This is a genomic window from Micropruina glycogenica, assembly GCF_900289045.1.
In the GTDB taxonomy this organism is placed as follows: domain Bacteria; phylum Actinomycetota; class Actinomycetes; order Propionibacteriales; family Propionibacteriaceae; genus Micropruina; species Micropruina glycogenica.
In genome coordinates this window covers 382,607-406,226 of record NZ_LT985188.1, presented here as the reverse complement: position 1 = coordinate 406,226, position 23,620 = coordinate 382,607, and the positions used below count along the sequence as shown (strand labels likewise).

Sequence of the window (23,620 nt, the reverse complement as noted above, 5' to 3'; positions counted from 1 at the left end):
TCAGTCTAGGGAAACGCCCACCAGCATGGGCTCGGGTACCAGAGTCACCGCGAACCGATCGCGCACGCCGTCGCGCACCTGCCGGGCCAGCCGCAGCAGGTCGTCGGCCGAGGCTCCCCCACGGTTGGTGATGGCCAACGTGTGCTTGGTCGACAGGGTCGCCGGCGGGGTGCCGAAACCCTTGCCGAACCCGGCGGCCTCGATCAGCCAGGCAGCACTCGACTTCACCGTGCCGTCCGGCTGGGGGTAGCGGGGGGCGGCCTCGGGCAGGGTGGCGGCCTGGGCGGCGTCCAGCAGCGGGTTGGTGAAGAACGACCCGGCGCTCCAGGTGTCGTGGTCGGCGGCGTCGAGCACCATGCCCTTGCCGGCGCGCAGAGCCAGTACCGCCTCGCGCACCTCGGTCATCGGTGCCCGGCCCTTGGCCTGCACGCCGAGCCGGGTGGCGAGCTCGCCGAACCGAATCGGCATCGACTGGTCGCCCTGCTGAAACTGGTAGGTGACGCTGAGCACCACGTACCGGCCCGGTTCGCTCTTGAACCGCGACGTGCGATAGCCGAAGCCGCAGTCGCCGACGGCGAAGGTGGCATAAGCGTTGGTGTGGCGGTCCCAGGTGCGGACCGACCACAGGGTCTGCGCCACCTCTTGGCCGTAGGCCCCGACGTTTTGAATCGGGGTGGCACCCACGCTGCCGGGAATGCCCGACAGGGCTTCGATGCCGCGCCATTCGCGTTCGATCGCGGTGGCCACGAAGCCGTCCCAGGGTTCGCCGGCGGCAACGGTGACCACCGCTCCCCCGCACTGGGCCGCGCCTGGTTCGTCGATGGTGCAACTGCCGCCCGTTATCTCGATGCCTCGGGTGGCCACATGCACCACGGTGCCGTCGAAGCCGTCGTCGCCGACCAGCACGTTGGAGCCGCCGCCCAGCACCAGCACCGGCTCGCCGGCCGCGTCGGCGGTGCGGACGACCTCGACCAGTTCGTGCAGGGTGGTCGCCTCGACCCAACGTCGGGCGGGGCCGCCGACGCGCAGGGTGGTGTGGTCGGCCAGCAGTTCAGTCAAGGCGCACCTCGGCGGTGGCCGCACCGAGCACCTTGACGCCGTCGAACAGCGCCTCGATGCTCACCGTCGCCACACCGTCGTCGACCTTGGTGACCGTGCCGCCCAAGCTGACGGTGGCGCCCTCGTCGTCATCGGGCACGACGACCGGCCTGGTGAACCGCACGTAGTAGCTCAGCACGCGGGCGGGGTCGCCGCACCAGTCGGTGACCACCCGCAGCGCGGTGCCCATGGTGAGCATGCCGTGGGCGATCACGCCGGGCAGGCCCAGGTCGGCGGCCGCCCGGTCGCTCCAGTGAATCGGGTTGAAGTCGGTGGACGCCCCCGCGTAGCGCACCAGGGCGCCCCGCGTGAAGGCGGCGGTGATGCCGGGCAGCACGGTGCCCGGTTGCGAGGTGGCCAACTCGACCGTGCTCATGCGATCTCCTCGGGCCAGGTGTGCAACAGAGTGGACGTCGCGTCGCAGACCCGCTCGCCGTCGGCGTCGTCCAACCCCACCACGATGGTGATGAACGCGCTGGAGCCACGGGCACGGAACTTCTCGATGGTGAGGGTGGCGGTCACCTGGTCGCCCACCCGCAGCGGACGGCGCCAGGTGAACCGCTGGTCGGTGTGCACCGTGCGGCTCAACGACAACTCCAACTCGGGGTCGTCGAACATCGCACCCCACGCCGCCGACGACAACACCACAGCGAAGGTGGGGGGTGCGACCGCGTCGGGGCCGGCGTAGGCGGGGTTGGCGGCGTCGCCCAGGGCGTCAGCGAACTCGGCCACCTTCGCGGCGCTGACCACGTACGGGTCGGTCGCCGGGTAGGTCCGACCGATGTGGCTGTCGGTAATCATGGGCGACAGGTTAGTGCGTGCCCTCGTCCGCCGCATCGCAGCCACCCGGGTTGGCCGTCGGCCTGGCGGTCGATAGGAACCGTCCCCAACTACCGCCAAACGAGACCCCTGATGCCGGCATCGATCACTGGTGCCGGCTTGACTGTGTGGTGCCTGGCTATAACACGGCAGCAGCGACAGAAAGCGGCACCAGAGACTGATGCCGGCACCTGTGTGGCGGGAGATGGAAACCGTCCCCAACTACCGCGAACGCCAAAAAGCCGCCCGTGGTAGGGGCGGCTCGATGGTTGATGCGCTCAGCGAGTCTCGCGGTGCGCGGTGTGCAGGTGGCACTTGGGGCAGAACTTCTTCAGCTCAAGACGATCCGGGTCGTTACGCCGGTTCTTCTTGGTGATGTAGTTGCGCTCTTTGCACTCGGTGCACGCCAAGGTGATCTTCGGCCGGATCTCCGACTGCTTCTTGGCCATCGCGTTGCTCTCTCTCGTCTTGCAGGGTGTTGCCGGTTTGGTAGCGGGAGCGGGACTCGAACCCGCGACACAGCGATTATGAGCCGCTTGCTCTACCGCCTGAGCTATCCCGCCCCGTTCGGAGTACCCAACGGGCACGATGGGCGGTTTGTTCCATCTACCCCAAACGCAGAGCCCCCATGCGGAATCGAACCGCAGACCTTCTCCTTACCATGGAGACGCTCTGCCGACTGAGCTATAGGGGCCTGGACCGCAGGAAACACTACACGAGGGACGGCGCGGGCCTCAAATCAGCGAGTTGACTCGTGCTGAATGCCCGCGTGGGTGGGGTCGTTGACTCATCTGAGAATGCCCGCGTGGGTCAGGCTGCGGGGATGGGGCTGACGATGAGGCAACGGAAGGCTGTGCTGGCGAGCCAGGTCAAGGCGTGGCCGAAGGCGACCAAGGCTGAGAAGTCGACCATTTTGGATCATCTGGTCGCGGTCAACGGCTGGCATCGAGACCATGCCCGCAAGATGATCCGGGCAGCGGTCGCCGGTGTGGACGTGAACCGGCCACGCAGGCCCCGCGAGCCTGTGTTCCGCTACGGACCTGAGGTGATCGACGCCTTGGCGGTGTGCTGGGCGGTGCTGGACGGACCCAGCGGCAAGATCGTGCGCCCAGCGCTGCCGGTCCTGGTCGCGAGCCTGGTCGCCAAGGGCGAGCTGAACGCGACACCCGAAGTCATCGACGCACTGCTGGCCATGTCGGCGGCGACCATCGATCGCCGATTGCGGCCCTACCGGCTCGGGCTGGTCGGCAACCTCAAGGGCCGGTCCTTGACCCGCCCCGGATCGCTGTTGAAATCGTCGATCCCGCTGAAGACCTGGCACGAGTGGGACGACACCCAGCCAGGGTTCATCGAGATCGATCTGGTCGGTCACGACGGCGGCGACAACAACGGCCACTTCCACTACAGCCTGGACGCTGTCGACGTGGCTACCGGTTGGACCGAAACCATCACCGTGAAGTCCAAGGGCGAAAGGATCGTGGCCACCGGGCTGGAGCAACTCGCCCTCCGGTTCCCGTTCGCGATCGTGGGCGTCCACTCTGACAACGGCTCCGAGTTCATTAACCACCACCTGATGAGCTGGTGCAACACCCGTGAGATCACGTTCACCCGCGGCCGCCCGAACCATTCCAACGACCAAGCCCACATCGAACAGAAGAACTGGACCAGAGTCCGCCGCAACGTCGGCTACTACCGCTACGACACCAGCCGGGAACTCGACCTGCTCAACCAGCTATGGCCCCTGGCCGCTGAACTGTCCAACCTGTTCACCCCGCAACAGAAGCTGAAAACCAAGACCCGCACCGGAGCGAAAGTCACCAAGACCTACGACACCGCCACCACCCCGGCCGGCCGGCTGCTCCGTGACCACCCCACCGTCCTCGACGACCAGGACCGGCGACACCTTGACAGTCGCATCACCCAGGCCAACCCGGCCCAACTACGCCGAGACATCGACCTCATCCAACGCAACCTGCTCGAACTCGCCCGCCGCCGCGGCACCATCCTCAAAGCAGCCAAACGCAACCACGTCTACCTATCCCGAACAAAAATGACGCGGGCAAAACGAAATGAGTCAACGACCCAACCCAAGCGGGCATCTTGACATGAGTCCACAGGATCAGCGAGTTGACTCGTGCTGAATGCCCGCGTGGGTGGGGTCGTTGACTCATCTGAGAATGCCCGCGTGGGTCAGGCTGCGGGGATGGGGCTGACGATGAGGCAACGGAAGGCTGTGCTGGCGAGCCAGGTCAAGGCGTGGCCGAAGGCGACCAAGGCTGAGAAGTCGACCATTTTGGATCATCTGGTCGCGGTCAACGGCTGGCATCGAGACCATGCCCGCAAGATGATCCGGGCAGCGGTCGCCGGTGTGGACGTGAACCGGCCACGCAGGCCCCGCGAGCCTGTGTTCCGCTACGGACCTGAGGTGATCGACGCCTTGGCGGTGTGCTGGGCGGTGCTGGACGGACCCAGCGGCAAGATCGTGCGCCCAGCGCTGCCGGTCCTGGTCGCGAGCCTGGTCGCCAAGGGCGAGCTGAACGCGACACCCGAAGTCATCGACGCACTGCTGGCCATGTCGGCGGCGACCATCGATCGCCGATTGCGGCCCTACCGGCTCGGGCTGGTCGGCAACCTCAAGGGCCGGTCCTTGACCCGCCCCGGATCGCTGTTGAAATCGTCGATCCCGCTGAAGACCTGGCACGAGTGGGACGACACCCAGCCAGGGTTCATCGAGATCGATCTGGTCGGTCACGACGGCGGCGACAACAACGGCCACTTCCACTACAGCCTGGACGCTGTCGACGTGGCTACCGGTTGGACCGAAACCATCACCGTGAAGTCCAAGGGCGAAAGGATCGTGGCCACCGGGCTGGAGCAACTCGCCCTCCGGTTCCCGTTCGCGATCGTGGGCGTCCACTCTGACAACGGCTCCGAGTTCATTAACCACCACCTGATGAGCTGGTGCAACACCCGTGAGATCACGTTCACCCGCGGCCGCCCGAACCATTCCAACGACCAAGCCCACATCGAACAGAAGAACTGGACCAGAGTCCGCCGCAACGTCGGCTACTACCGCTACGACACCAGCCGGGAACTCGACCTGCTCAACCAGCTATGGCCCCTGGCCGCTGAACTGTCCAACCTGTTCACCCCGCAACAGAAGCTGAAAACCAAGACCCGCACCGGAGCGAAAGTCACCAAGACCTACGACACCGCCACCACCCCGGCCGGCCGGCTGCTCCGTGACCACCCCACCGTCCTCGACGACCAGGACCGGCGACACCTTGACAGTCGCATCACCCAGGCCAACCCGGCCCAACTACGCCGAGACATCGACCTCATCCAACGCAACCTGCTCGAACTCGCCCGCCGCCGCGGCACCATCCTCAAAGCAGCCAAACGCAACCACGTCTACCTATCCCGAACAAAAATGACGCGGGCAAAACGAAATGAGTCAACGACCCAACCCAAGCGGGCATCTTGACATGAGTCCACAGGATCAGCGGGGCGCGCGTCTCGGCCGAGCGCTCAGCTCTCGACCGCGGCCGGCGTGATCTCGGTGAACCCGAGCGCCCGGTACAGGTGGGTGGCCTCGGCGGCGGTCTCTTCTTGCACGTTCAGCGCGATGCTCTCCCAGCCCTCTTCGTGCACGGCCTGCGCCGCCGTCAGCAACAGCAGCGAACCCAGGCCGCGGCGCCGCTGACCCGGGTGCACGAACAGTTCGATCACGAACGGCACCGCGGGAATGCCCTCCCACGGCGGGCTGGTGACGGTCTGGATGCATCCCAGCAGCGCGCCCGCGTTGTCGGTGACCACCAGGGAAGCCGACTCGACCGGGGTGCCGTACTCGCCCTCGAACACGCCCTCCATCTCTTCGATGGCGTCTTCGAGATCGACGGCTGCCACGCCCTTGGGGTAGGAGTCCCAGTAGAGGGCGCCCAGCGCAACACTGTCACCCGCCACCTGCGGTCGGATCACTACGCCTGCCGGCCTCGCCGGCGTTGGCAAGGGAAGCGCTCGCTGCATGAGCATGCCGACCAGTCTAGGTGACACGCCTGCGACAACCTCGAAGATCGAGCCGAAGTCGCTTTCGGCGATTCGCCGGAACGAGAATTCGGGACGCTGCGCTCGCCGGTAAGGGCAATAGCGGGGCGACAAGGCGAAACCCCTGGCGAACAGATCGTTCACCAGGGGATCGTGGCGGTGGCAGGTGTAGGATTCGAACCTACGTAGGCGATGCCGACGGTTTTACAGACCGCTCCCTTTGGCCGCTCGGGCAACCTGCCAGGTTGGGGCCGACGACAAAGATAGCAACACCGGGCCGGAGCCCACCAATCCACGACAGTCACAGATGAGGAAGCGACGATGGCCGGAGACAGCTCGTTCGATGTGGTCAGCAAGTACGACGCCCAAGAGTTGGAGAACGCGGTCAACATGACCAGCAAAGAGATCCGCAATCGCTACGACTTCAAGGGCACCGACGCCTCGATCAAGCACTCCGGCGACGTGATCGAGCTGGAGGCGTCCGGCGAAGAGCGGGTCAAGGCGGTGCTCGACGTGCTGCAGACCATGCTGGTGCGGCGCAAGATCGACCTGAAGGCGCTCAAGCCGGGCGACCCGCGGCTGTCGGGCAAGATCTGGAAGCTGACCGCCACCATGCAGCAGGGCATTTCGGGCGACGACGCCCGCAAGATCGCCAAGCTGATTCGCGACGAGGGGCCCAAGGGCGTGCGCACCCAGGTGCAGGGCGACGAGCTGCGGGTGTTCAGCAAGAAGCGTGACGACCTGCAGGCCTGCCAACGACTGATTCAGGCAGCCGACTACGACTTCGCGGTTCAATTCGCCAACTATCGCTGACCCCGAGAAGGTGAGCCCTCGTCACGGGTTGCGAATCGCGTAACGCACGTACAGAAATCCGTCCCCGAGCCGGCGCTCCTCGAGCAGGGTGAGGTCGAGCGACACCCCCGGCAGGGCCGGCGCACCGGCGCCGACCACCACCGGTGCGATGTACATGGTCAGCTCGTCCACCAGCCGCGCCCTCATCAACGCAGCGGCGAGGGTGGGCCCGCCGACGCAGATGCCGGCGTCCGTCGATTCCTTCAGGGCCCGCACGGCGTCGAGGTCGAGGGTGCGTTCGAGCCGGGTGCGGGCGAGCGTGGGTGCGGCCATGGTGGTGGAGTAGACGATCTTGTCGCGGTCGCGCCAGATGTCGGCGTACTCGTGCAGCACGTCCGGCTCGCCTTGGAGCCAGTCGTCCTCGGCCCAGACCTGCATGGTCTCGAACAGGCGCCGGCCGTCAGGTAGGTGCCGAACTCACGCTCGCGCTCGTTGACGAAGCGGTGCGTCGACTCGTCGGGCGTCGCCCAGTCGAACCGTCCGTCCGGGCCCTCGGCGTAGCCGTCGAGCGACGTGATCATGCCGTAGCTGAGTGTGCCCATGGTGGTCAGTATTCGCGTCGAGCACTCGGCACGCCAGGGCAGGTAACTTGGGCTGCCGTGACCACGCTGCGCATCGCCACCGCCAACGTGAACGGCATTCGGGCGTCGGTGCGGCGTGGTTTCGGTACCTGGCTCGAGCAGCGCGGGCCCGACATCGTGGCCCTGCAAGAGGTGCGGTGCGGGGTGGACGACCTGCCGGTGGACGCGCGGCCGCAGTACCGGCTCAGTTACGACGCCGGCAGCCGTGCCGGGCGCAACGGCGTCGCCGTGTTGGCGCGCTGGGCGCCGTCGGCGGTGCGCACGGGCTTCGGCAGCCGCAGCTTCGACCACGAGGGCCGCTACCTGGAGGTCGATCTCGACCCGCCGGACGGACCACCGCTGACCGTCGGCTCGCTGTACCTGCCCAAGGGCGGCAACCCTGACTACGGCCCCGAGTGGGCCGCCAAACAGCGCCGCAAGCTGCGCTTCATGGCGTCGTTCGGCCGCTACCTGACCCGCGCGCGTTTGGATGCGCGGCGCGCGGGCCGCGAGTTTCTGGTGCTCGGCGACTTCAACATCGCCCACACCCGGGCCGACCTGGCCAACCCGACGGCGAACCTGCGGCAACCGGGGTTTCGACCCGACGAGCGGCAGTGGTTCGGACGGCTGCTCGGCCCGCGCACCCTGGTGGACGTCGTGCGCAGCCTGCACCCCCATGACACCGGACCCTTCTCGTGGTGGACGTGGCGCGGCCAGGCCTGGGGCAATGACACCGGCTGGCGCATCGACTACCACCTGGCCTCACCTGCACTGGCGGCCGGCGCCGTTACCGGCGGCACCGACCGTGAACCCAGTTACGAGGATCGAATGAGCGATCACTCCCCCGTGGTCGTCGACTACGCGGTCTGACCAATACATTTTTCTGACGAACGACAAAGGCACGCCGCGCGTTATCCATAGTCTCGTGCAATATAACGTGGTTCAACAACGATCGAGCGCACGAAAGAGCGACCGGCGTGAAAGCCAAGCCGGCGCACACCCACCGATGCGGCATGAGCAACCAGCGACGAAACCGCGCGGGCCGAGCCCCAGAAACAAGCACCCTAAGACGTGAGTAACACCTAGTAAACTGCACTATTGGGAGCACATGCACGATACCCGCCCACACCTGCTGGTCACCCCCGAACGCCCATGCCGGGGTTCGCAATAGTACCCATGATCACGCTATTGACGAGCAATGCGATGAGAGAGCATGCTCATCTGGCCGGCCTTTTACTCAAGCCTGAGAAAAGGGCCCAGCAATGCTCACCCACCCTCGAGCACTGTGGGCAAAGACCCCCCGCCCACCGACCGTCCAATCGCCCTGCTGCCCCCGCGCGCCCGCGTGCAGGCGCATTTACCGGAATGTGTAAATCGATGAGTATCAGCTATCAGTTCGACCTGTCGCACCTCGACCCGAACCGTACCTACACGTTTCACAAGCGGGGCCGGAGCTACCCCATTCACAGGCATACGCCGGCGACCCTCGCGGCGGCGGTCGGCGGCAGCAAGAGGCTGCAGGCGGCCCACCATCGCATCACCCACTACGTGAAAGGCGTGGCCACCAGCCCGTCCGACGGCGTGGTGATTCAGGCGGTGCGCACACCGGTGACCGTCGACGGACCCAAGGGGCCGGGCACCCAGACCTACAACCAGTTGGTCACCTTCGCGATCTCGATTCCGGGCGCCGACGACCCGCTCAACGACTCCGAAGACCTCGCCTGCGCTTTGTTGTTTCTGCACAACAATCTGGCCAACCTGTCATCGCAGGACGACTTCACAGTGCCCAGCTACATTCTCGACACCTGCATCAGGCCCAACGCCGGCGATCTGGCCCAACAACTCGGCGAGCTCTTGCTGCAGGGCCAGAGCTGGATCAGCGACCCCTACGCGGTGATGCTCAGCCCGACCGAACACCTGCTCTACCCGTCACCCCCGTCGGTGGACGCCTTCACCAAAGACCCGCTGCTGTGGCGCGAGGGCAACGACCCCGCGATCGAGAAGCTGCTCACCGCGCGGGCGGCCCAACCCACCGATTCGGGCTCACAGCCCGGCGACTGGGTGTACTCGCAGCGGATGAACATCGACGCCCTGCAGCCGGCCCTCTCGGGCTCGCTGGGGGCTGCGCTGCAGGCGGCCAAGAACGCCGAGCAACTCGAAGGTGTCACCTGGAACACGCAGGACGCCGTGGCGTCCACCGACTACCACGCCACACCGTCGGGCGCCCTCACGCCTCGCGCCCACGCGACGGTGGCCGACTCCACTGCGACCGACGACGACGTGACCTGGACGGTGACCAACCTGTCACCCGGCAGCGGGCTGAGTGTCGACGCGAGCTCGCTGAAGGTCGACATGAGCAAAGACGTCAACCCGAAGTACCCCGCCTACGCAGGGCAGCTCACCCTTGACTGCACCAACCACTGGCTGCGGCACCTGTCTGCCTACGTGCAGTTTCTGAAGTACCAGGGCGAGGGCTCGTCGCAGACCCTGGTACCGATCGACCTGGGGGCCAGCGACACCGAGGTGAAGGTGCCCGACCCGTCGGAGCCCGGCCACTGGATCATCGAGAACGTCAACACCAAGTGGCCCGGCGACTTCTGCAACGTTGACGACCCGATCTGGTCGGGCATGGGTTTCATCGAACCCGACCACACCAAGAAGTTCCTCACCTGGGTGAGCCCGACCGGCACCATCTGCGGCATTCCGGTGCCCGCCGCCCCGACCACCCTCACCATCGACTACCTGCCCAAAGAAGCCAACGTCGTCCGCATCATGTGGGGCGGGCTGGGCCGCGGCCCCTACGACCAGGACGTCTGCGCCCTGGGCATCTCGTTCACCGCGGTGTTCGAGTTGGCGCTGCCGATGATTCTGCTGATGTACGACGCCGCCACGGTCGACAGCGCAGCCCTCACCGAAAGCGTGTGGAACCACAAGGGCACGATGTTCAACCTGGCCAAGACCATCGTCGGCGTGGTGATGAACACCAAGCTCAACGCCGCCACGATGATTCAGCAGGACGCGGAGGCGATCGGCAAGTTTCTCGCCGAGAGCCTGCTGCCCGATCTGCTGCAGACCGGCTGCGCCTACGGCGTGATTCTGCTGGCCCAGATCGCGGTGGGTGCGGTCGTGGAATCGATTCCGTTTCTCGACATCGCCTCGCTGATCTTCAACGGCGCCATCACGGTGGCCCAACTCAGCCAGACCATCGTCGAGGTGGTCGACTCGCCGTTCGTGTTCACCACCGACATCGCCCGCACCTTCGCCCTGTCGCTGACCATGAATCCCGACGAAACCATGCACGAGTTTCCGCCCGAGGCGATCGGCGGCACCTACCAGGTGTCGATCGCGTTCTCGACGAACGCCACCCCGGCGGTGACCACCCTGCAGATGCCGGCCACCACATGGAACACCCCCCTGCACCTCGACTTCTCGAGCCTGCCCGCGGGCGGCCAGATTCAGGTGAGCGTCTTCATGTACTCGCCCACCGGGTGGCAGGCCGGCCAGGGCCAGAGCGACTGGGTGGACGCCAAGGGGGACGGCACCGGACCGAACCCGTCCACGCGCGCGGTGAGCGTCATCGTGACCAACAACGCACCACCGCTTGATCAGTTCTCGGTGTACCAGTTCACCGAGAAGACGATCCTGGTGGACGGTTCGCGGCAGTGGCTGGGTACCACCAGCGAGCCGCCGGCCACGCAACCCACGGCGACGGTCGCAACCGAGACCGACCTCACCCGGCTCGACGGCATCACCATCAGCCAGAGCGCCGGCATGCTCGGCTACACCTACCAGACCGACGCGAGCCACTTCACCGTCGAGAACGTGTCGCTGCTGCAGAACCCGCAGAGCGCCTACGCGGCCGAGTCAGGCATGGTGGTCAAGCCCGCACTCGCCTATCAGCGCACCGGCGCCTACGACGGCACCGGGCTCAACTTCTACCTCGATGCGAACCCGGCCACCAACATCGGGCAAGAGGCGCACCTGCGCCGGCTGGAACTGGTGTGGACCGAGTCGGGCGGCAGCCAGCCGCCGAACCTCAACCCCGACCCGAGCCTGAGCTGGGGGCGCTTCCCCTTCCCGATGGATCGACTGGCCGCCTTCAACGACTACGTCGCCGGCATCAGCTTCGACGCCAACCACAGCAAGATCTACGTGCTCAAGGTGCCGGCCGCCGGCCAGCCCAACGAAACCGCCCCCAAGGCCTGCATGTTCGCCGGACCCGGCACACGGATCGGTCTGGTGTCGGTGCCCCGGGCCATCACGTTCGGCATGCAGGGCCAGATCTTCGTGCTCGAGCAGGGCACCTGCCGGGTGCAGGCGTTCGACACCAGCGGCAACCCGCTGCCCTGTTTCGACCCCACCGGCTCGGGCACCAAGCAGGCCACGATGCCCCTGGCCAACGCGACCGACCAGACCGTCTGGCTCGACGTGGCGGTCGAGCCGCAGGGCTACCTGTACGTGCTGTCGTACGAGGGCCTCGGCCGCTCGCCCGACGACTATCACCTCGACCTGTACCGCCCGGACGGGTCGTTCCTGGCCCGCACCGACGACTTCGCCGCCGCCGCCATCGCCGTCGACATCATTCGCGACGTCTACTCGCTGAACTACGAACAGCTGCAGGGTTCGGCCACCCCCGAGCCGAGCGTCAGCCTATGGGTGCCGCCGGTGAAGGCCTACCAGGGCAGCATTCTGAGCATCACCGCGCCACAACTGGTGCTGCAAGAGACGCCGCAGACGATTCTGAGCGTCAGTACCGACGACAGCACCATCATTCGGCTGGACGGCGTGACCGCCACCCTGGCCCAGCTCAAGACCGGCCAGACCGTGACCGCCTTCGGCGCCATGGGTTCGTCCGGCGTGCTGTTCGCCACCCAACTGTTCGCCACGTCGTGATCGGAGCCGCCATGAACATTCTGAGCATTTCGCAGTTCGGCTTCTCGACCTACCTCGGCGCCCCGATGCCCCCGGTGGGCGCGGTGCCGGGTTGGACGGTGGTGGGCGACGACGGACGACTCGACAGCGTGCCGGGTGCGTCGTCGGCCACCAACCAGACGTTCAACGCCTACACCGTGCAACTGCCGCCCAAGACGCCTGGTCAGGGCTTTCTGCTGCAGTCACTCAGCAACGGCCGGTACGTGGTCGCGCAGCAGCAGCAGGTGGCCGGCAGCACCCGCACCGTGTTCTGCGCCACCGGCACCGACCAGGCCGCAGCCGCCCTGTTCGGCCTCTACCAACTCGGGCCCAACCTCACCTTCTGGTGGCAGAACCCGGCCGACCAACTCTGGTACGCCCTGGTGAACCTGGGCACCGGCGACGGCAACGGCGCGGTGGTGGCCACCAGCACCGGCAGCGCGGGCCCGTACCTGGCACCCTGGCAGGCCGCCCGCACCAACCCGGCCTGGAGCTTCACCGCGCCGGGCGGGTGGAACGTGCCCAACGGCTCGGACCTGTCGTTCGTCGACTTCACCTGCCTCGACGTCACCGCGATGCCGTTCGACTTCTCGCGCTGTCGGCTCGCCGGCGCCGACCTGACCGGCAAGACCTTCGGGCACGCGCTGTTCGTCGGCTGCGACCTGACCGCCACCACGCTGGTGCCGCCGCTGGGGGCGGCGCAGGACGCCTGGATCGACCTCACCTCGGCGACTATCGACTACCCGTCGCTGGGCCCCGACTGGCGCTGGCTGAACCTGACCAGAGCGGTGATCAACCAGTTTCCGGCGCCCCCCACCAAGCCGCCGCAGATCAACGCCCGCGGCACCATTCTCGACTTCGTCAACATGATTGCCTGGAATCTGGCCAAGGCCGATTTCACCGGTGCCTCGCTCTGCAACGCGAACCTGACCGGCTCGTACCTCAACGGGGCCGCGTTTCACGGAGCGATTCTGTCGCCGCTGGATCAGTCCGCGTCGTCGGGGCCTGCGAACTTCGCCTACAGCTACCTGTTCGACGCCGACTTCAGCAACGCCAACGCCCAGGGCGTGACGTTCGCCTACGCGTTCTTGTACGGCAAGGCGGCGACGGTGGCCGGGGCCAGCCTGCGCGAGGCCGACTTCGCCAACGCGTTTCTGCCCGAGATCGACTTCAGCGGCGTGGCCGAGAAAGACCTGGTGGGTGTCTCCTTCGACGGGGCCTGCCTGGCCGGGGCCGGGTTTCAGGGCACCCTGCTCGGCAAGCTGCACACCAAAGGGTTCTCGTTCGTGGGAGCCGCGCTGCAGGGCGCCGACTTCACCGGCAGCAACCTCGACGGCGCCAACCTGACCAACGCGGCCATCGCGGCCGACGCACCCCCGCCGTCCGGGGGGCGACTGAAAATCGTGTCCCACTACGCGTTGGGCTCGATCACCGTGCCCATCGAGCCGATCAGCTGGACGGCCGCCACCACTTTGGCACCCACCGACGGCACCACCTTCTGCCCCACCGGCAACGGCCCCTGCCAGGGCCCCAAGCTGGTACCCGCCGACCCCGAACGCTGCCCGCAGACTTACTGGCCCGTGGCGATCACCACCCAGACCCCACCCACCATCTGACCCAACCGAAGGAGACCCATGTCAGCCTCGACCACCCCTGTGGGAACCGTGCTCATGTACGCCGGACGTACCGACGGCGCGGGCGTGCTCAACCTGATCACCGCCGGGTGGATTCTGTGCGACGGCTCGGTGTACCCCAACTCACAGTTCCCCGACCTGTTCACCGTGCTGGGCAACAGCTACGGCGGCACCTCGTCAGGCTTCGCGGTGCCCGAGTACAAGGGCCTGTTTCTGCGCGGCCTCGACGGCAGCGACCCGAACCAGCGCGACCCGGGCGCAGCGACCCGCACCGCACCCCGTCCGGACCTGTCGAACGCCGGCAACACCGGCAACAGCGTCGGCTCGGTGCAAGCCGACTCGCTCGAAGCGCACACGCACAGCTACAACTACTACAACCACTACCTCAAGAGCACGCACACCCTGGGCCACGAATGCCTCTCGGGCTCTACCACGTCGTCGGTGTCGAAAGAGGGTAGTACCGAAACCCGTCCGGTGAACCAGTACGTCGACTTCATCATCAAGGCGGTCACCTCACCCGATGTGGTTCCGGTCGGAGCGGTGCTGCCGTTCGCGGGCGACCTGGCCGCGTGGTCGTCATCACTGGCCGGGGCCGGGTGGTTGCCCTGTACCGGCACCAAGCAGGTCGCCGCCAACTACCCCACCCTGTACTCGACGGTGTCGAACATGTTCGGCGCCGACGACCAGGCCAGCTTCAGGCTGCCCGACTTCCGTGGGCGATTCCTGCGCGGTGTGGTGGGCCAGCCCGTACCGAACCTGCCGGTGGTCGACCCCGACTACCTGACCCGCACAGCACCCCAACCGAAACTGGCCTTTCCGGGCAACACCGGCAACCAGGTCGGCTCACTCGAGGCGACCAGCTTCGCCGCCCACGACCACAGCTACACCTACAACAACGACTACTGGAGCTGTGCGGCCACCGCGATCGGCGACCACGCCGAAACCAACGCCGGGGTCACCTGGACCACAGGCGCCAACGGCAGCCTCACCGAGAGCCGCCCGATCAACATCAACGTCAACTACCTGATCAAAGCCGTCACGGCCTGACCCACGAAGGAGAACCCTCATGTCGTCTCTGTACCCCGTGGGCTGCGTGCTGCCCTACGCCGGCGCCCTCACCCCGACGTCTGAGGCGGCCCTGATCGCCCAGGGCTTTCTGCCCTGCGACGGGCGCGCACTCGGCAACACCGACCCCCAGTACCAAGGCCTGCTGAAGGTGATCGGCACCAGCTACGGCGGCACCAAGACCACGTTCTGCGTGCCCGACTACCGCGGCATCTTTCACCGCGGCACCGACGGTGGCGCCGGGGTCGACCCCAACGCCGCCACCCGCACCGCCCCGCAGCCGTCGCTGGCGATTCCCGGCAACACCGGCGACGCCGTCGGGTCGATGCAGCCCTTCGGCCTGCAGGCCCACACCCACACCTACGCCAGCGCCGGCGGCGATTACCACATCATCAACTACGGCGGCGCGGAGACGCCGGGGGTGTACGGCGAGAACCAGACCGACGCCTCCCAGACCGGATCGAGCGGCGGGGCCGAGACCCGTCCACGAAACGCGGCGATCAACTATGTGATCAGCTACCTGTGACCGGGCACCGGCCATGATTCAGGCACAGCGCATCGAGCTGACCAACTCGGCGTGGGTGATTCTCGATTGGACCGTCAGCGCCGGCACGTACAGGCAGACGGCGTCCATCAACCTGACCCGGAGCCATTCGGCCACGGTTGACCTGGCGGGCCAGCCCTGGGCGGAGGGCACCATCGTGACCCCCGACGTGGTCGTGGAGGCCGACCTCAGGCGCCAGCCGCCCCCGCCGCCCGAACCGGTGCAACTCACCATGAACGGTCGCACCGCCCACTACGAGGTGACCGGCTACACCTACGACTGGACGGTGAACGCGGGTGCGGTCGATCCGCCCACCCCGCCCCCCGTGCTGCCCGGGTTTCCGTCGTCGGTGCCGCTGAACCTGTTGCCGTACAGCAACTGGGACCGGCAGATCGTGCTGCCGCCCACGCTCACCTGCGCACCGTTGAGCACCGACGACCTGGCGCTGGTCTGCAACTGGGCGCAGGACAACGGCTACCAGTTGCGGCCGCGCGGCGTGATGCACGGCTGGTCGCCGCTGACCGTCACCCCGTCGACTCCGTCGAACGGACGGGTGCTGCTGGTCGATCTGACCAAGGGTTTCGCCGGCATGGAGTTGCTGCCCGCCGGCAACGGCCTGCCCACTCGGGTGCGGGTGGGCGCCGGAGCGACGATGCTCGAACTGCTGACCTTTCTGGAGGCCCAGCCCGGTGGTGGCGGATCGGCCCCGGGCTACTCCTTCCCCCACACGCCGGCACCCGGCGACCTGACCGTCGGGGGCGTGCTGGCGATCGGGGCGCACGGCACCGCCGTGCCCGGCGCGCCGGGCGACGACTTCGCGGCCAGCTACGGCTCGCTGAGCAACCAGGTGGTCAACCTGACCGTGGTGGCCACCGACCCGGCCAACCCCGGCGCCCGCTACACCGCGCGCACCCTGACCCGCGACGAGCCGGCCACCAAGGCGGTGCTCACCCACGTCGGCCGGGCACTGGTCACCGAGGCGACTCTGCAGGTGGTGCCCAACTACAACCTGCGCTGCTTGAGCATCACCGACCTGCCCTCGGCCACCATCTTCGCCGCTCCGACAGTCGCCGACCCGGTGCCGGCGAACTCGTTCGCCAGCTTTCTCGACAGCATGGGCCGGGTCGAGATCATCTGGTACCCGTTCAGCGACAACCCGTGGCTGCACACCTGGCAGGTGGCGCCCACCAAGCCGTCCAGTTCGATCGCGGTGAGCACGCCGTTCAACTATCCGTTCGCCGACTACGTGCCCGATGGTCTGCAGAACCTGATCACCCACCTGGTGAACGGTGACCCATCGCTGACGCCGGCGGTGGGGCAGATGGCGGCTCGGGTGACCGCCTTCGGGCTCGACGGTGAGAACTGGGCGGGCGTGTCGGGCACCTATCCGGTGTCGCGCGACATCTGGGGGCCGTCGAAGAACAGCCTGCTCTACATTCAGGCCACCACGCTGAAGGTGACCGCCAACGGCTACGCCATTCACCTGCGCCGGGCCGACGTGCAGCAGGCGGTGCACGACCTGATCGGCCAGTACACCTCGATGCTGACCGGTTATGCCGCCAAGGGCAGCTACCCGGTCAACTCGGCGCTCGAACTGCGGGTGACGGCTCTGGACGACCCGAGCCGGGTGGGCGTGGCCGCAGCAGAGAGTCCGGTGATCTCGGCGCTCGGCCAGGGCCCGGTCGACGTGGCCAACGGGTGGGATATCGCGGTCTGGTTCGACGTGCTCACGATTCCGGGCACGGAGGGGGCCGACCAGTTCTACGCCGAGTTGGAGACGTGGCTGATCGAACGCTTCAGCGGAACGGCCGGGGCGGTGCTGCCGGAGTGGTCGAAGGGCTGGGCCTACACCGCCACCGGCGGCCCGTGGACGTCCACCGACTTTCTGACCCACGTGCGCAGCACGGTCAGCGACGGACGTTCGAACACCGAAGACTGGGCGTGGGAGGCGGCGACGCTCACGAGCATGGACGGAGCGAACCTGTTCACCAACCCCTTCCTGGGCACGCTGTTCGGCTGACCAGCACCCGGGCCGCGACACGCTCGACCAGCGGGCTGCTCAGAGGTCGTCGAACAGCGCCGCCACCTCGGTGGGGTCGACGTCTTCGAGCCGGGCCGGGCGCCACGACGGGTTGCGGTCTTTGTCGACCAACTGGGCTCGCACGCCCTCGGCGAAGTCGGGCCGTAGCACCATCGGCACCGCGAGCACCAGGTCTTGCGCCAGCACGCTCATCACGTCGGGCAGCAGGGCGGCCCGGCGGATCGCCGCCAGGCTGACCGCGACCGCGAACGGGCACCGCTGTCGAAGCACGTCGGCGGTGGCCCTGGCCTCGGGGTCGTCGTGCTCGGCCAGCCGCTGCACGATCGCCAGCGGGTCGTCGCCGGCGTAGCACTCGTCGATCCACGGCTGGTGCCAGATCAGCACCCCGGACGGCGCCTCACCCTCGACCCGGTCGGCCAACCCGACCAGCACCGCGTCCTCAGCGCCGACACTGCCGCCGGTGAGCGCGAGATGGGTGCCCAACTCACCGGGCGCCCGCGACAGCTCGTACAGCAGCCCGACGTCGGGGAACAGCCCGATGATCGTTTCGGGCATGGCGAGCCGGCTGTCGGCCCGCACGACCCGCTCGGAGCAGTGGGCGCTCAACCCCAGTCCGCCGCCCATCGTGATGCCGAACAGATCGGCGCGCATCGGCTTGGGATACGTCGCGATCAGGGCGTCGACCGCGTACTCGACGCTGAAGAACACCTCGGCCGACACCTCACCGCGCTCGAGCACGTCGGCGCGCAGCGTGCGCACGTCGGCGCCCGAGCACAGCCCGCGCTCGCCCGCGCCCACCAGGTGTACCCGCTCGACGGACGGCTCGTCGCGCCACGCACTGAGCTGCTCGCCGATGTCGGCAAGCATCGCCGTGGTCAACGCGTTGATGGCCCGTGGCCGGTTGAGCGTGATGCGGCCGACGCCGCCCTGCACCTCGAACAGCACGTCGGTCATGGCGTCTCCTTCGCTGCCTTGCGATGTTCGTCGAAGTAGCGCACCAGCAGGGTGATGATCAACGCAAGCCCGGCCAGACCCAGGGCGATGCCGGTGTCGTTGCGCCAGGCCAGGTTGCCCGCGCCGTAGCCGAGCAGCACGCTGGTCACCCCCACCGCGATTCGCTGGACGCGCTCGGTGGGCCTGGTCAACGGCAGCAGCAGGCCGCCCCACAGCAGGTACCACGAGTGCATGGCCGGGCCGAGCAGGGCGATCACCAGGTACGACCAGCTCAAGAAGGTGACTGGACGGCGCCGTGCCACCGTCACCGCCAGGTACGCCACGATAAGAGCGGACGCCACCACGCCGGCCACCAGCAGGCCGCCGGCGATCTGGGTGCCCAGTTCGGGGCGTCCGGCGGCCACGCAGAGCAGCCGAATGCCTTCCCCGATCAGCGACAAGGGCGCCAGCGTGACGACCCGGCCGGGCACGTCGAGGGCGTTGATCCAGCCGAAGTTCAGCCCGGTGGCCAACGAGATGGCCACGAAGGTGGCGACGGCGATGACGGAGCTGACCGCCGCGCGTCCGAGCTTGTTCAGCACGTGCGCGGTGTTCCACCGCCAGGGCAGGCCGACCAGGGCCACCGGGTAGGCGGCCAGCAGGGCCGGCTGCTTGATCGCCGCCGCCACCCCCACCACGATCGCGGCCAGCCAGAACCATTCGGGCCGCACCTGGGCGATGTAGAGGGCCACGATGATCAGCCCGATCATCAGCCCGTCGTTGTGCATGCCGCCCACCAGGTCGATGATCAGCAGCGGGTTGATGGTTGAGAACCACGCGGCGAGTTGAACGTCGGCCCCGATCCGGGCCGCCAGCCGCGGCAGAAAGTAGACGATCAGCACCACGCCGATCAGCGCGGGAATACGCATCAGCAGCGTGGAGTAGTAGGGGTTGAGCCCGCCCAGCACCACCATCAGGTGCGAGATCTGCAGGCTGAGCGGCCCGTAGGGCGCGGGCGTGTAGCGCCACACCCAGGCGACCTGATCGGCGAACGCCCCCGGCAGCACGCTGACGGGGGTTTCGTACGGGTTCAGCCCGTTGTGCAGCAGCCAGCCCTGCGCGGCGTAACTGTAAGCGTCGTGGCTGAAGATCGGCGGGGCCAGCAACAGCGGCAGGCTCCAGATCAGGCCGACGGCCCAGTGCTTGAAGTCCAGATAGAGGCCGGGGCGGAGCCTGAACCAGGCGTCCACCAGCAGCACCACCGCAGCGACCACCATGGCCGTACCGAGCACCTTCGCCGGCCAGGTGTCCCAGCCCAGCGCTCTGATGGGGGCCCACCACGGGCTGTTCTGCGGCAGGTAGGCGGGGGTCAGCGAACCCAGGAACAACAAGGTGGTGGCGAGCAGGCCGCGCTTGACCGCCGGCACCCGCCAGGCGGTGACGATGTCGTGCCAGTACCTGCGCAGCGTTTCGGGGGTGGGTGGACGAAGATGCGGCACGGCCGACTTCTGGTCCACCTCATTCACATGCGAAGACTACGCGTCGAGGAACGGCACCACGACGTCGATCACCAGGTCTGTTCGGCCGATGCCCGTGAAGTGTGACGTGCCCGGAAAGACGGCCAGTTGCGAGGCGGGCAGCCCGTCGAAGTCGCCGTTCACGTCGCCGCCGCGCAACCGCAGGAACTCCACGGCGTGGTCGAGGCTGACCATGTCGGCGTCGCCGACGGTGATCAGGGTGGGTGCGGCGATGCCGCGAATGTCGTCGTCGGCCCAGTCGGGAAAGCCGCCCGCGTAGGTGGCGCCCAGCTTGTCGAGCAGCCCCTGCAGGTGCTCGTGGTCTGGGTGCGGCGACTTGGCCAGGTAGGCCGCCTCCATCGGGGTGCCGGCGATCATCTCGACCTTCATCTCGCCGACGGCCTGGGCGTTCTCGCTGCCGCGCATTCCCGAGGCCCGAAACGACACCGACGAGGCGATCAGGCGCCGCACCCGCTCGGGGCGCCGCACGGCGAGTTCGAGCGCGACCGCACCGCCCACGCTGAAGCCGAACACGTCCACGCAATTGAGGCCCAAGTGGTCGAGCACGCCGAGCACGTCGCCGGCGAAGGCTGCACTCGAGAACGGCCGGTCGAGGTCGTTGGTGTGCCCATGCCCCTGAAACTCCACCGCGATCACCCGGCGGCCGGCCGACAGCCCCGGCAGCAACGCGCCGAACTGAAGTTCGATGTCGAACAGCCCGCCGTGCAGCAGCAGCGGCGTCGCCGGGCCGTCCGGATCGCCGTACTGCTCCACGTACAGGCGCAGCTCACCCACCTCGACGAGGTCGGTGGCGTAGGGGTTCGCCATGTCAGTAGCGAACAAGATGGCGGGCACCACAGGCAATAAGTAGTACCATTGAGCTGGTTTGGCTTCACCGATTCAAGCGCACGCAGTTCTGCTGTGTACCGTCGCAGCATGCGTTGCCTGCATCAGCCGCTCTTCGTGACCCGCCGTCACGTCGACCTGCTGCGCGTGCACAGCAGCGCGATGTGTTGCGCCTGAGTCGTCAGCCTCACCACGACCCGCGTGACGCGCGAGTCGCCCATTGTCAGGAGTCTCATGAACACATCCGCGCCCGCCCGGGTCAGACCCCCGCGCGAAGGTCAGAGCAAGGGCCAGTGGCTGGTCGACGGCACCACGCCGCTCAACCACAACGAAGAGTTCAAGGCCGAAGACAACCCGCTCAACGTGCGCGACCGCATCATCAACGTCTACGCCAAAGAGGGCTTTGACTCGATTCCCACCGACGACCTGCATGGCCGGTTTCGCTGGATGGGCCTCTACACCCAGCGGCGGCAAGACATCTCGGGCAGCCGCACGGCCTCGCTCGGCCCCGACGAGCTCTCTGACAAATACTTCATGCTGCGGGTGCGCATCGACGGCGGCGCCGCCAGCACCGAGCAGTTGCGCACCATCGCGCAGATCAGCATCGACTTCGCCCGCGACACCGCCGACATCTCCGACCGGCAGAACATTCAGCTGCACTGGATCAGGGTCGAAGACATGCCCGAGATCTGGCGCCGGTTGGAGTCCGTCGGCCTGATCACCACCGAGGCCTGCGGCGACTGCCCCCGGGTGGTGCTCGGCTCCCCCGTCGCCGGCATCGCCGCCGACGAGATCATCGACCCCACCCCGGTGATCGATCAGATCGTGGAGCGGTTCATCGGCGACCCCGACATCTCGAACCTGCCGCGCAAGTTCAAGAGTGCGGTCACCGGCCACCCCAGCCTCGATGTGGTGCACGAGATCAACGACATCTCACTGGTCGGCGTCGTGCACCCCGAACTGGGCCCGGGCTACGACCTGTGGGTCGGCGGCGGGCTGAGCGTGGCGCCGCGACTGGCCGAGCGGCTGGGCGTGTTCGTGACCGAGGCGCAGGCGCCCGAGGTGTGGCACGGGGTCGTCCGCATCTTTCGCGACTACGGCTACCGCCGCCTGCGCAACAAGGCCCGGCTGAAGTTTCTGCTGGCCGAGTGGGGCCCCGAGAAGTTTCGCCAGGTGCTGCAGGACGAGTACCTGGGTTACGAGTTGCCCGACGGCCCGCCCCCGGCCCCCGCGCCGTACGCCGGTGACCACGTCGGCGTGCACGACCAGAAGGACGGCCGCAAGTTCATCGGCTTCGCCCCCACGGTCGGACGGGTCTCGGGCACGATTCTGTCGCAGGTGGCCGACATCGCCGAGGCGGCCGGGTCGCAACGGGTGCGGTTCACCCCGCACCAGAAGATCCTGCTGCTCGACGTGCCCGGCGACGAGGTGGCCGGCGTGGTCGAGGCGATGCGTGAGCTCGGCCTGTTCGCCGACCCCAGCCCGTTTCGCCGCAACACCATGGCGTGCACCGGCATTCAGTTCTGCAAGCTCGCGTTCGTCGACACCAAGGACACCGCCACCGCCACCATCGCCGAGCTCGAGAACCGGCTCAGCGACGTCAAGCTCGAACTGCCGATCACGCTGAACCTGAACGGCTGCCCCAACTCGTGCGCCCGTATTCAGACCGCCGACATCGGCCTGAAGGGTCAGATCCTCACCGGCGCCGACGGCGAGCCCGAGTTCGGCTACCAGGTGCATCTGGGCGGCGGGCTGGCGAACTCCGATCGCGAAGACCCGGGCCTGGGTCGCACCGTCCGTGGCCTGAAGGTGAGCGCCGAGGAACTGCCCGCCTACGTCGAGCGCGTGGTGCGCAGCTTCGTCGACTCGCGCGATAAGGGCGAGACGTTCTCGGCCTGGGCCAAGCGCTCAGACGAACAGGCGCTGCGATGACCGCCCAGGTGGCCACCGGGCGGCGCAGTGTCGCCGAGTTGAAGGCGCTGGTCGCACAGGCTCAGGCCGACTCAGCCGACTGGACGGCCGACGATGTCGCCGCGTGGACCGCCGCGCACTTCGCCGGACGGGTCGCCGTGGCGTGCTCGATGGCCGGCGACAGCGTGGTGCCGCACCTGATAGCCCGGCACCTGCCCGGCGTCGACGTGCTGTTTCTGCAGACCGGCTACCACTTCGCCGAAACCATCGAGACCCGTGACTCGCTGGCCCGCAACGCCCCGGTGACCATCGTCGACGTGCTGCCGAAACAGACCGTGGCCTCCCAAGACGCCCAGTACGGCGCCAAGCTGCACGACCGCGAACCGACGCTGTGCTGCCAGCTGCGCAAGGTCGACCCGATCAACGAGACCCTGGCCGGCTACGAGGCGTGGGTCACCGGCGTGCGCCGTGAAGACAATGCCCTGCGCGCCAACACCGCTTTGGTGGAGTGGGACGAAGGCCACCAGATGGTGAAGATCAACCCCATCGCCGCGTGGAGCTTCGACGAGCTGCTCGACTACGCCACCACCCACTCGGTGCCGACCAATCCCCTGCTCACGCAGGGGTACCCGTCCATCGGGTGCGCCCCCTGCACCCGCCCCGTGGCGCCGGGCGAAGACCCCCGGGCCGGCCGCTGGGCCGGTCTGGCCAAGACCGAATGCGGGCTGCACGTGCAGGCCGACGAGCCCCCGATCACCCTGGAGACCACCTTCGTGAGCGCGCTGCAGAACCTCAACCTCACCCCGTCGGTCGAGCCCGTCGAGGCCCCTCCGCTGGCCGAGAGG

Annotated in this window: 19 protein-coding genes, 3 tRNA genes and 1 pseudogene; 11 read left to right on the top strand and 12 right to left on the bottom strand. The window is 67.5% G+C overall.

Annotated elements, in window-relative coordinates:
• The 6 genes from MPLG2_RS01810 to MPLG2_RS01785 all read right to left on the bottom strand — a co-directional run bounded on the left by MPLG2_RS01810 (position 1) and on the right by MPLG2_RS01785 (position 2,611).
• Complete coding sequence (locus MPLG2_RS01810) at positions 1-1,059, bottom strand: UDP-N-acetylmuramate dehydrogenase (RefSeq protein WP_105184664.1); 1,059 nt, start codon at positions 1,057-1,059, stop codon at positions 1-3.
• On the bottom strand, positions 1,052-1,474 hold the full coding sequence (locus tag MPLG2_RS01805; RefSeq protein ID WP_105184663.1) for a MaoC/PaaZ C-terminal domain-containing protein: 423 nt from the start codon (positions 1,472-1,474) through the stop codon (positions 1,052-1,054). The genes MPLG2_RS01810 and MPLG2_RS01805 overlap by 8 nt, the downstream gene beginning before the upstream one ends.
• Complete coding sequence (locus tag MPLG2_RS01800; RefSeq protein WP_173909588.1) at positions 1,471-1,899, bottom strand: FAS1-like dehydratase domain-containing protein; 429 nt, start codon at positions 1,897-1,899, stop codon at positions 1,471-1,473. The genes MPLG2_RS01805 and MPLG2_RS01800 overlap by 4 nt, the downstream gene beginning before the upstream one ends.
• A gap of 296 nt (positions 1,900-2,195) precedes the next feature.
• Positions 2,196-2,366 (bottom strand): 50S ribosomal protein L33, encoded by a 171-nt coding sequence (gene rpmG, locus MPLG2_RS01795; RefSeq protein ID WP_105184661.1) that lies wholly within the window; start codon positions 2,364-2,366, stop codon positions 2,196-2,198.
• Between the two features lie 38 nt (positions 2,367-2,404).
• Positions 2,405-2,480: transfer RNA gene (locus MPLG2_RS01790), tRNA-Met, on the bottom strand.
• A gap of 58 nt (positions 2,481-2,538) precedes the next feature.
• Positions 2,539-2,611: transfer RNA gene (locus MPLG2_RS01785), tRNA-Thr, on the bottom strand.
• A gap of 141 nt (positions 2,612-2,752) precedes the next feature.
• Between MPLG2_RS01785 and MPLG2_RS01780 the strand changes: the two genes are divergently transcribed.
• Positions 2,753-4,021 (top strand): integrase catalytic domain-containing protein, encoded by a 1,269-nt coding sequence (locus MPLG2_RS01780; protein WP_105187409.1) that lies wholly within the window; start codon positions 2,753-2,755, stop codon positions 4,019-4,021.
• A gap of 111 nt (positions 4,022-4,132) precedes the next feature.
• Positions 4,133-5,401, top strand: a complete 1,269-nt coding sequence (locus MPLG2_RS01775; protein WP_105187409.1) for an integrase catalytic domain-containing protein — start codon at positions 4,133-4,135, stop codon at positions 5,399-5,401.
• Between the two features lie 44 nt (positions 5,402-5,445).
• Here MPLG2_RS01775 and MPLG2_RS01770 read toward each other — a convergent pair whose 3' ends face one another.
• Positions 5,446-5,895: a GNAT family N-acetyltransferase gene (locus tag MPLG2_RS01770; RefSeq protein WP_158680785.1), complete on the bottom strand. Its 450-nt coding sequence runs from the start codon at positions 5,893-5,895 to the stop codon at positions 5,446-5,448.
• A 226-nt stretch (positions 5,896-6,121) separates the two neighbouring features.
• Positions 6,122-6,203, bottom strand: a tRNA-Tyr gene (locus MPLG2_RS01765).
• A gap of 79 nt (positions 6,204-6,282) precedes the next feature.
• Between MPLG2_RS01765 and MPLG2_RS01760 the strand changes: the two genes are divergently transcribed.
• Positions 6,283-6,774, top strand: a complete 492-nt coding sequence (locus MPLG2_RS01760; protein ID WP_105184659.1) for a YajQ family cyclic di-GMP-binding protein — start codon at positions 6,283-6,285, stop codon at positions 6,772-6,774.
• 21 nt (positions 6,775-6,795) lie between these two features.
• Here the strand turns inward: MPLG2_RS01760 and MPLG2_RS01755 are convergent, their stop codons facing one another.
• Positions 6,796-7,191, bottom strand: coding sequence for a dihydrofolate reductase family protein (locus tag MPLG2_RS01755; RefSeq protein ID WP_231935748.1), 396 nt, complete (start codon positions 7,189-7,191; stop codon positions 6,796-6,798).
• A gap of 230 nt (positions 7,192-7,421) precedes the next feature.
• Here MPLG2_RS01755 and MPLG2_RS01750 point away from each other — a divergent pair, with 230 nt between their 5' ends.
• The 6 genes from MPLG2_RS01750 (at position 7,422) to MPLG2_RS01730 (ending at position 17,547) form a co-directional block, all read left to right on the top strand.
• Complete coding sequence (locus MPLG2_RS01750) at positions 7,422-8,243, top strand: exodeoxyribonuclease III (RefSeq protein WP_105187408.1); 822 nt, start codon at positions 7,422-7,424, stop codon at positions 8,241-8,243.
• A gap of 507 nt (positions 8,244-8,750) precedes the next feature.
• Positions 8,751-12,266 carry an NHL repeat-containing protein gene (locus MPLG2_RS18210; RefSeq protein WP_158680784.1) on the top strand — a complete coding sequence of 1,172 codons (3,516 nt, stop codon included), beginning with the start codon at positions 8,751-8,753 and terminating at the stop codon, positions 12,264-12,266.
• 11 nt (positions 12,267-12,277) lie between these two features.
• Entirely contained in the window at positions 12,278-13,900 is a 1,623-nt protein-coding gene (locus tag MPLG2_RS01745) for a pentapeptide repeat-containing protein (RefSeq protein WP_158680783.1), read from the top strand.
• Positions 13,901-13,918: 18 nt separating this feature from the next.
• Complete coding sequence (locus MPLG2_RS01740; protein ID WP_105184657.1) at positions 13,919-14,965, top strand: phage tail protein; 1,047 nt, start codon at positions 13,919-13,921, stop codon at positions 14,963-14,965.
• A gap of 19 nt (positions 14,966-14,984) precedes the next feature.
• Positions 14,985-15,509, top strand: coding sequence for a tail fiber protein (locus MPLG2_RS01735; RefSeq protein WP_105184656.1), 525 nt, complete (start codon positions 14,985-14,987; stop codon positions 15,507-15,509).
• A 13-nt stretch (positions 15,510-15,522) separates the two neighbouring features.
• The gene (locus MPLG2_RS01730) at positions 15,523-17,547 is read left to right on the top strand and encodes a cholesterol oxidase substrate-binding domain-containing protein (RefSeq protein WP_105184655.1); all 2,025 of its coding nucleotides are present in this window, start codon (positions 15,523-15,525) and stop codon (positions 17,545-17,547) included.
• Positions 17,548-17,586: 39 nt separating this feature from the next.
• On the opposite strand, the gene MPLG2_RS01725 is transcribed toward MPLG2_RS01730, so the two are convergent.
• The 3 genes from MPLG2_RS01725 to MPLG2_RS01715 are packed head-to-tail and all read right to left on the bottom strand — an operon-like array spanning position 17,587 to position 20,846.
• Positions 17,587-18,522, bottom strand: coding sequence for an enoyl-CoA hydratase/isomerase family protein (locus MPLG2_RS01725; protein ID WP_105184654.1), 936 nt, complete (start codon positions 18,520-18,522; stop codon positions 17,587-17,589).
• Positions 18,519-20,027 carry a polyprenol phosphomannose-dependent alpha 1,6 mannosyltransferase MptB gene (gene mptB / locus MPLG2_RS01720; protein WP_158680782.1) on the bottom strand — a complete coding sequence of 503 codons (1,509 nt, stop codon included), beginning with the start codon at positions 20,025-20,027 and terminating at the stop codon, positions 18,519-18,521. The genes MPLG2_RS01725 and mptB overlap by 4 nt, the downstream gene beginning before the upstream one ends.
• Before the next feature lie 9 nt (positions 20,028-20,036).
• The gene (locus MPLG2_RS01715; protein ID WP_105187407.1) at positions 20,037-20,846 is read right to left on the bottom strand and encodes an alpha/beta fold hydrolase; all 810 of its coding nucleotides are present in this window, start codon (positions 20,844-20,846) and stop codon (positions 20,037-20,039) included.
• Positions 20,847-21,098: 252 nt separating this feature from the next.
• Here MPLG2_RS01715 and MPLG2_RS01710 point away from each other — a divergent pair, with 252 nt between their 5' ends.
• Both MPLG2_RS01710 and MPLG2_RS18780 read left to right on the top strand, forming a co-directional pair.
• Entirely contained in the window at positions 21,099-22,796 is a 1,698-nt protein-coding gene (locus MPLG2_RS01710; RefSeq protein ID WP_105184652.1) for a nitrite/sulfite reductase, read from the top strand.
• Positions 22,793-23,503, top strand: a pseudogene (locus MPLG2_RS18780) (phosphoadenylyl-sulfate reductase); the annotation flags it as partial. The gene MPLG2_RS01710 and the pseudogene MPLG2_RS18780, both read left to right, overlap by 4 nt.
• Between the last annotated feature and the right edge of the window lie 117 nt (positions 23,504-23,620).

Excerpts from the sequence above, each read along its gene's own strand:
- MPLG2_RS01715 (WP_105187407.1), bottom strand. The coding sequence starts at position 20,846 with ATGGCGAACCCCTACGCCACCGACCTCGTCGAGGTGGGTGAGCTGCGC.
- MPLG2_RS01735 (WP_105184656.1), top strand. The coding sequence starts at position 14,985 with ATGTCGTCTCTGTACCCCGTGGGCTGCGTGCTGCCCTACGCCGGCGCC.
- rpmG (WP_105184661.1), bottom strand. The coding sequence starts at position 2,366 with ATGGCCAAGAAGCAGTCGGAGATCCGGCCGAAGATCACCTTGGCGTGC.
- MPLG2_RS18210 (WP_158680784.1), top strand. The coding sequence starts at position 8,751 with ATGAGTATCAGCTATCAGTTCGACCTGTCGCACCTCGACCCGAACCGT.
- MPLG2_RS01775 (WP_105187409.1), top strand. The coding sequence starts at position 4,133 with ATGAGGCAACGGAAGGCTGTGCTGGCGAGCCAGGTCAAGGCGTGGCCG.
- MPLG2_RS01745 (WP_158680783.1), top strand. The coding sequence starts at position 12,278 with ATGAACATTCTGAGCATTTCGCAGTTCGGCTTCTCGACCTACCTCGGC.
- MPLG2_RS01780 (WP_105187409.1), top strand. The coding sequence starts at position 2,753 with ATGAGGCAACGGAAGGCTGTGCTGGCGAGCCAGGTCAAGGCGTGGCCG.
- MPLG2_RS01805 (WP_105184663.1), bottom strand. The coding sequence starts at position 1,474 with ATGAGCACGGTCGAGTTGGCCACCTCGCAACCGGGCACCGTGCTGCCC.
- MPLG2_RS01710 (WP_105184652.1), top strand. The coding sequence starts at position 21,099 with ATGAACACATCCGCGCCCGCCCGGGTCAGACCCCCGCGCGAAGGTCAG.
- MPLG2_RS01755 (WP_231935748.1), bottom strand. The coding sequence starts at position 7,191 with ATGCAGGTCTGGGCCGAGGACGACTGGCTCCAAGGCGAGCCGGACGTG.
- MPLG2_RS01740 (WP_105184657.1), top strand. The coding sequence starts at position 13,919 with ATGTCAGCCTCGACCACCCCTGTGGGAACCGTGCTCATGTACGCCGGA.
- MPLG2_RS01800 (WP_173909588.1), bottom strand. The coding sequence starts at position 1,899 with ATGATTACCGACAGCCACATCGGTCGGACCTACCCGGCGACCGACCCG.
- MPLG2_RS01725 (WP_105184654.1), bottom strand. The coding sequence starts at position 18,522 with ATGACCGACGTGCTGTTCGAGGTGCAGGGCGGCGTCGGCCGCATCACG.
- MPLG2_RS01760 (WP_105184659.1), top strand. The coding sequence starts at position 6,283 with ATGGCCGGAGACAGCTCGTTCGATGTGGTCAGCAAGTACGACGCCCAA.
- MPLG2_RS01730 (WP_105184655.1), top strand. The coding sequence starts at position 15,523 with ATGATTCAGGCACAGCGCATCGAGCTGACCAACTCGGCGTGGGTGATT.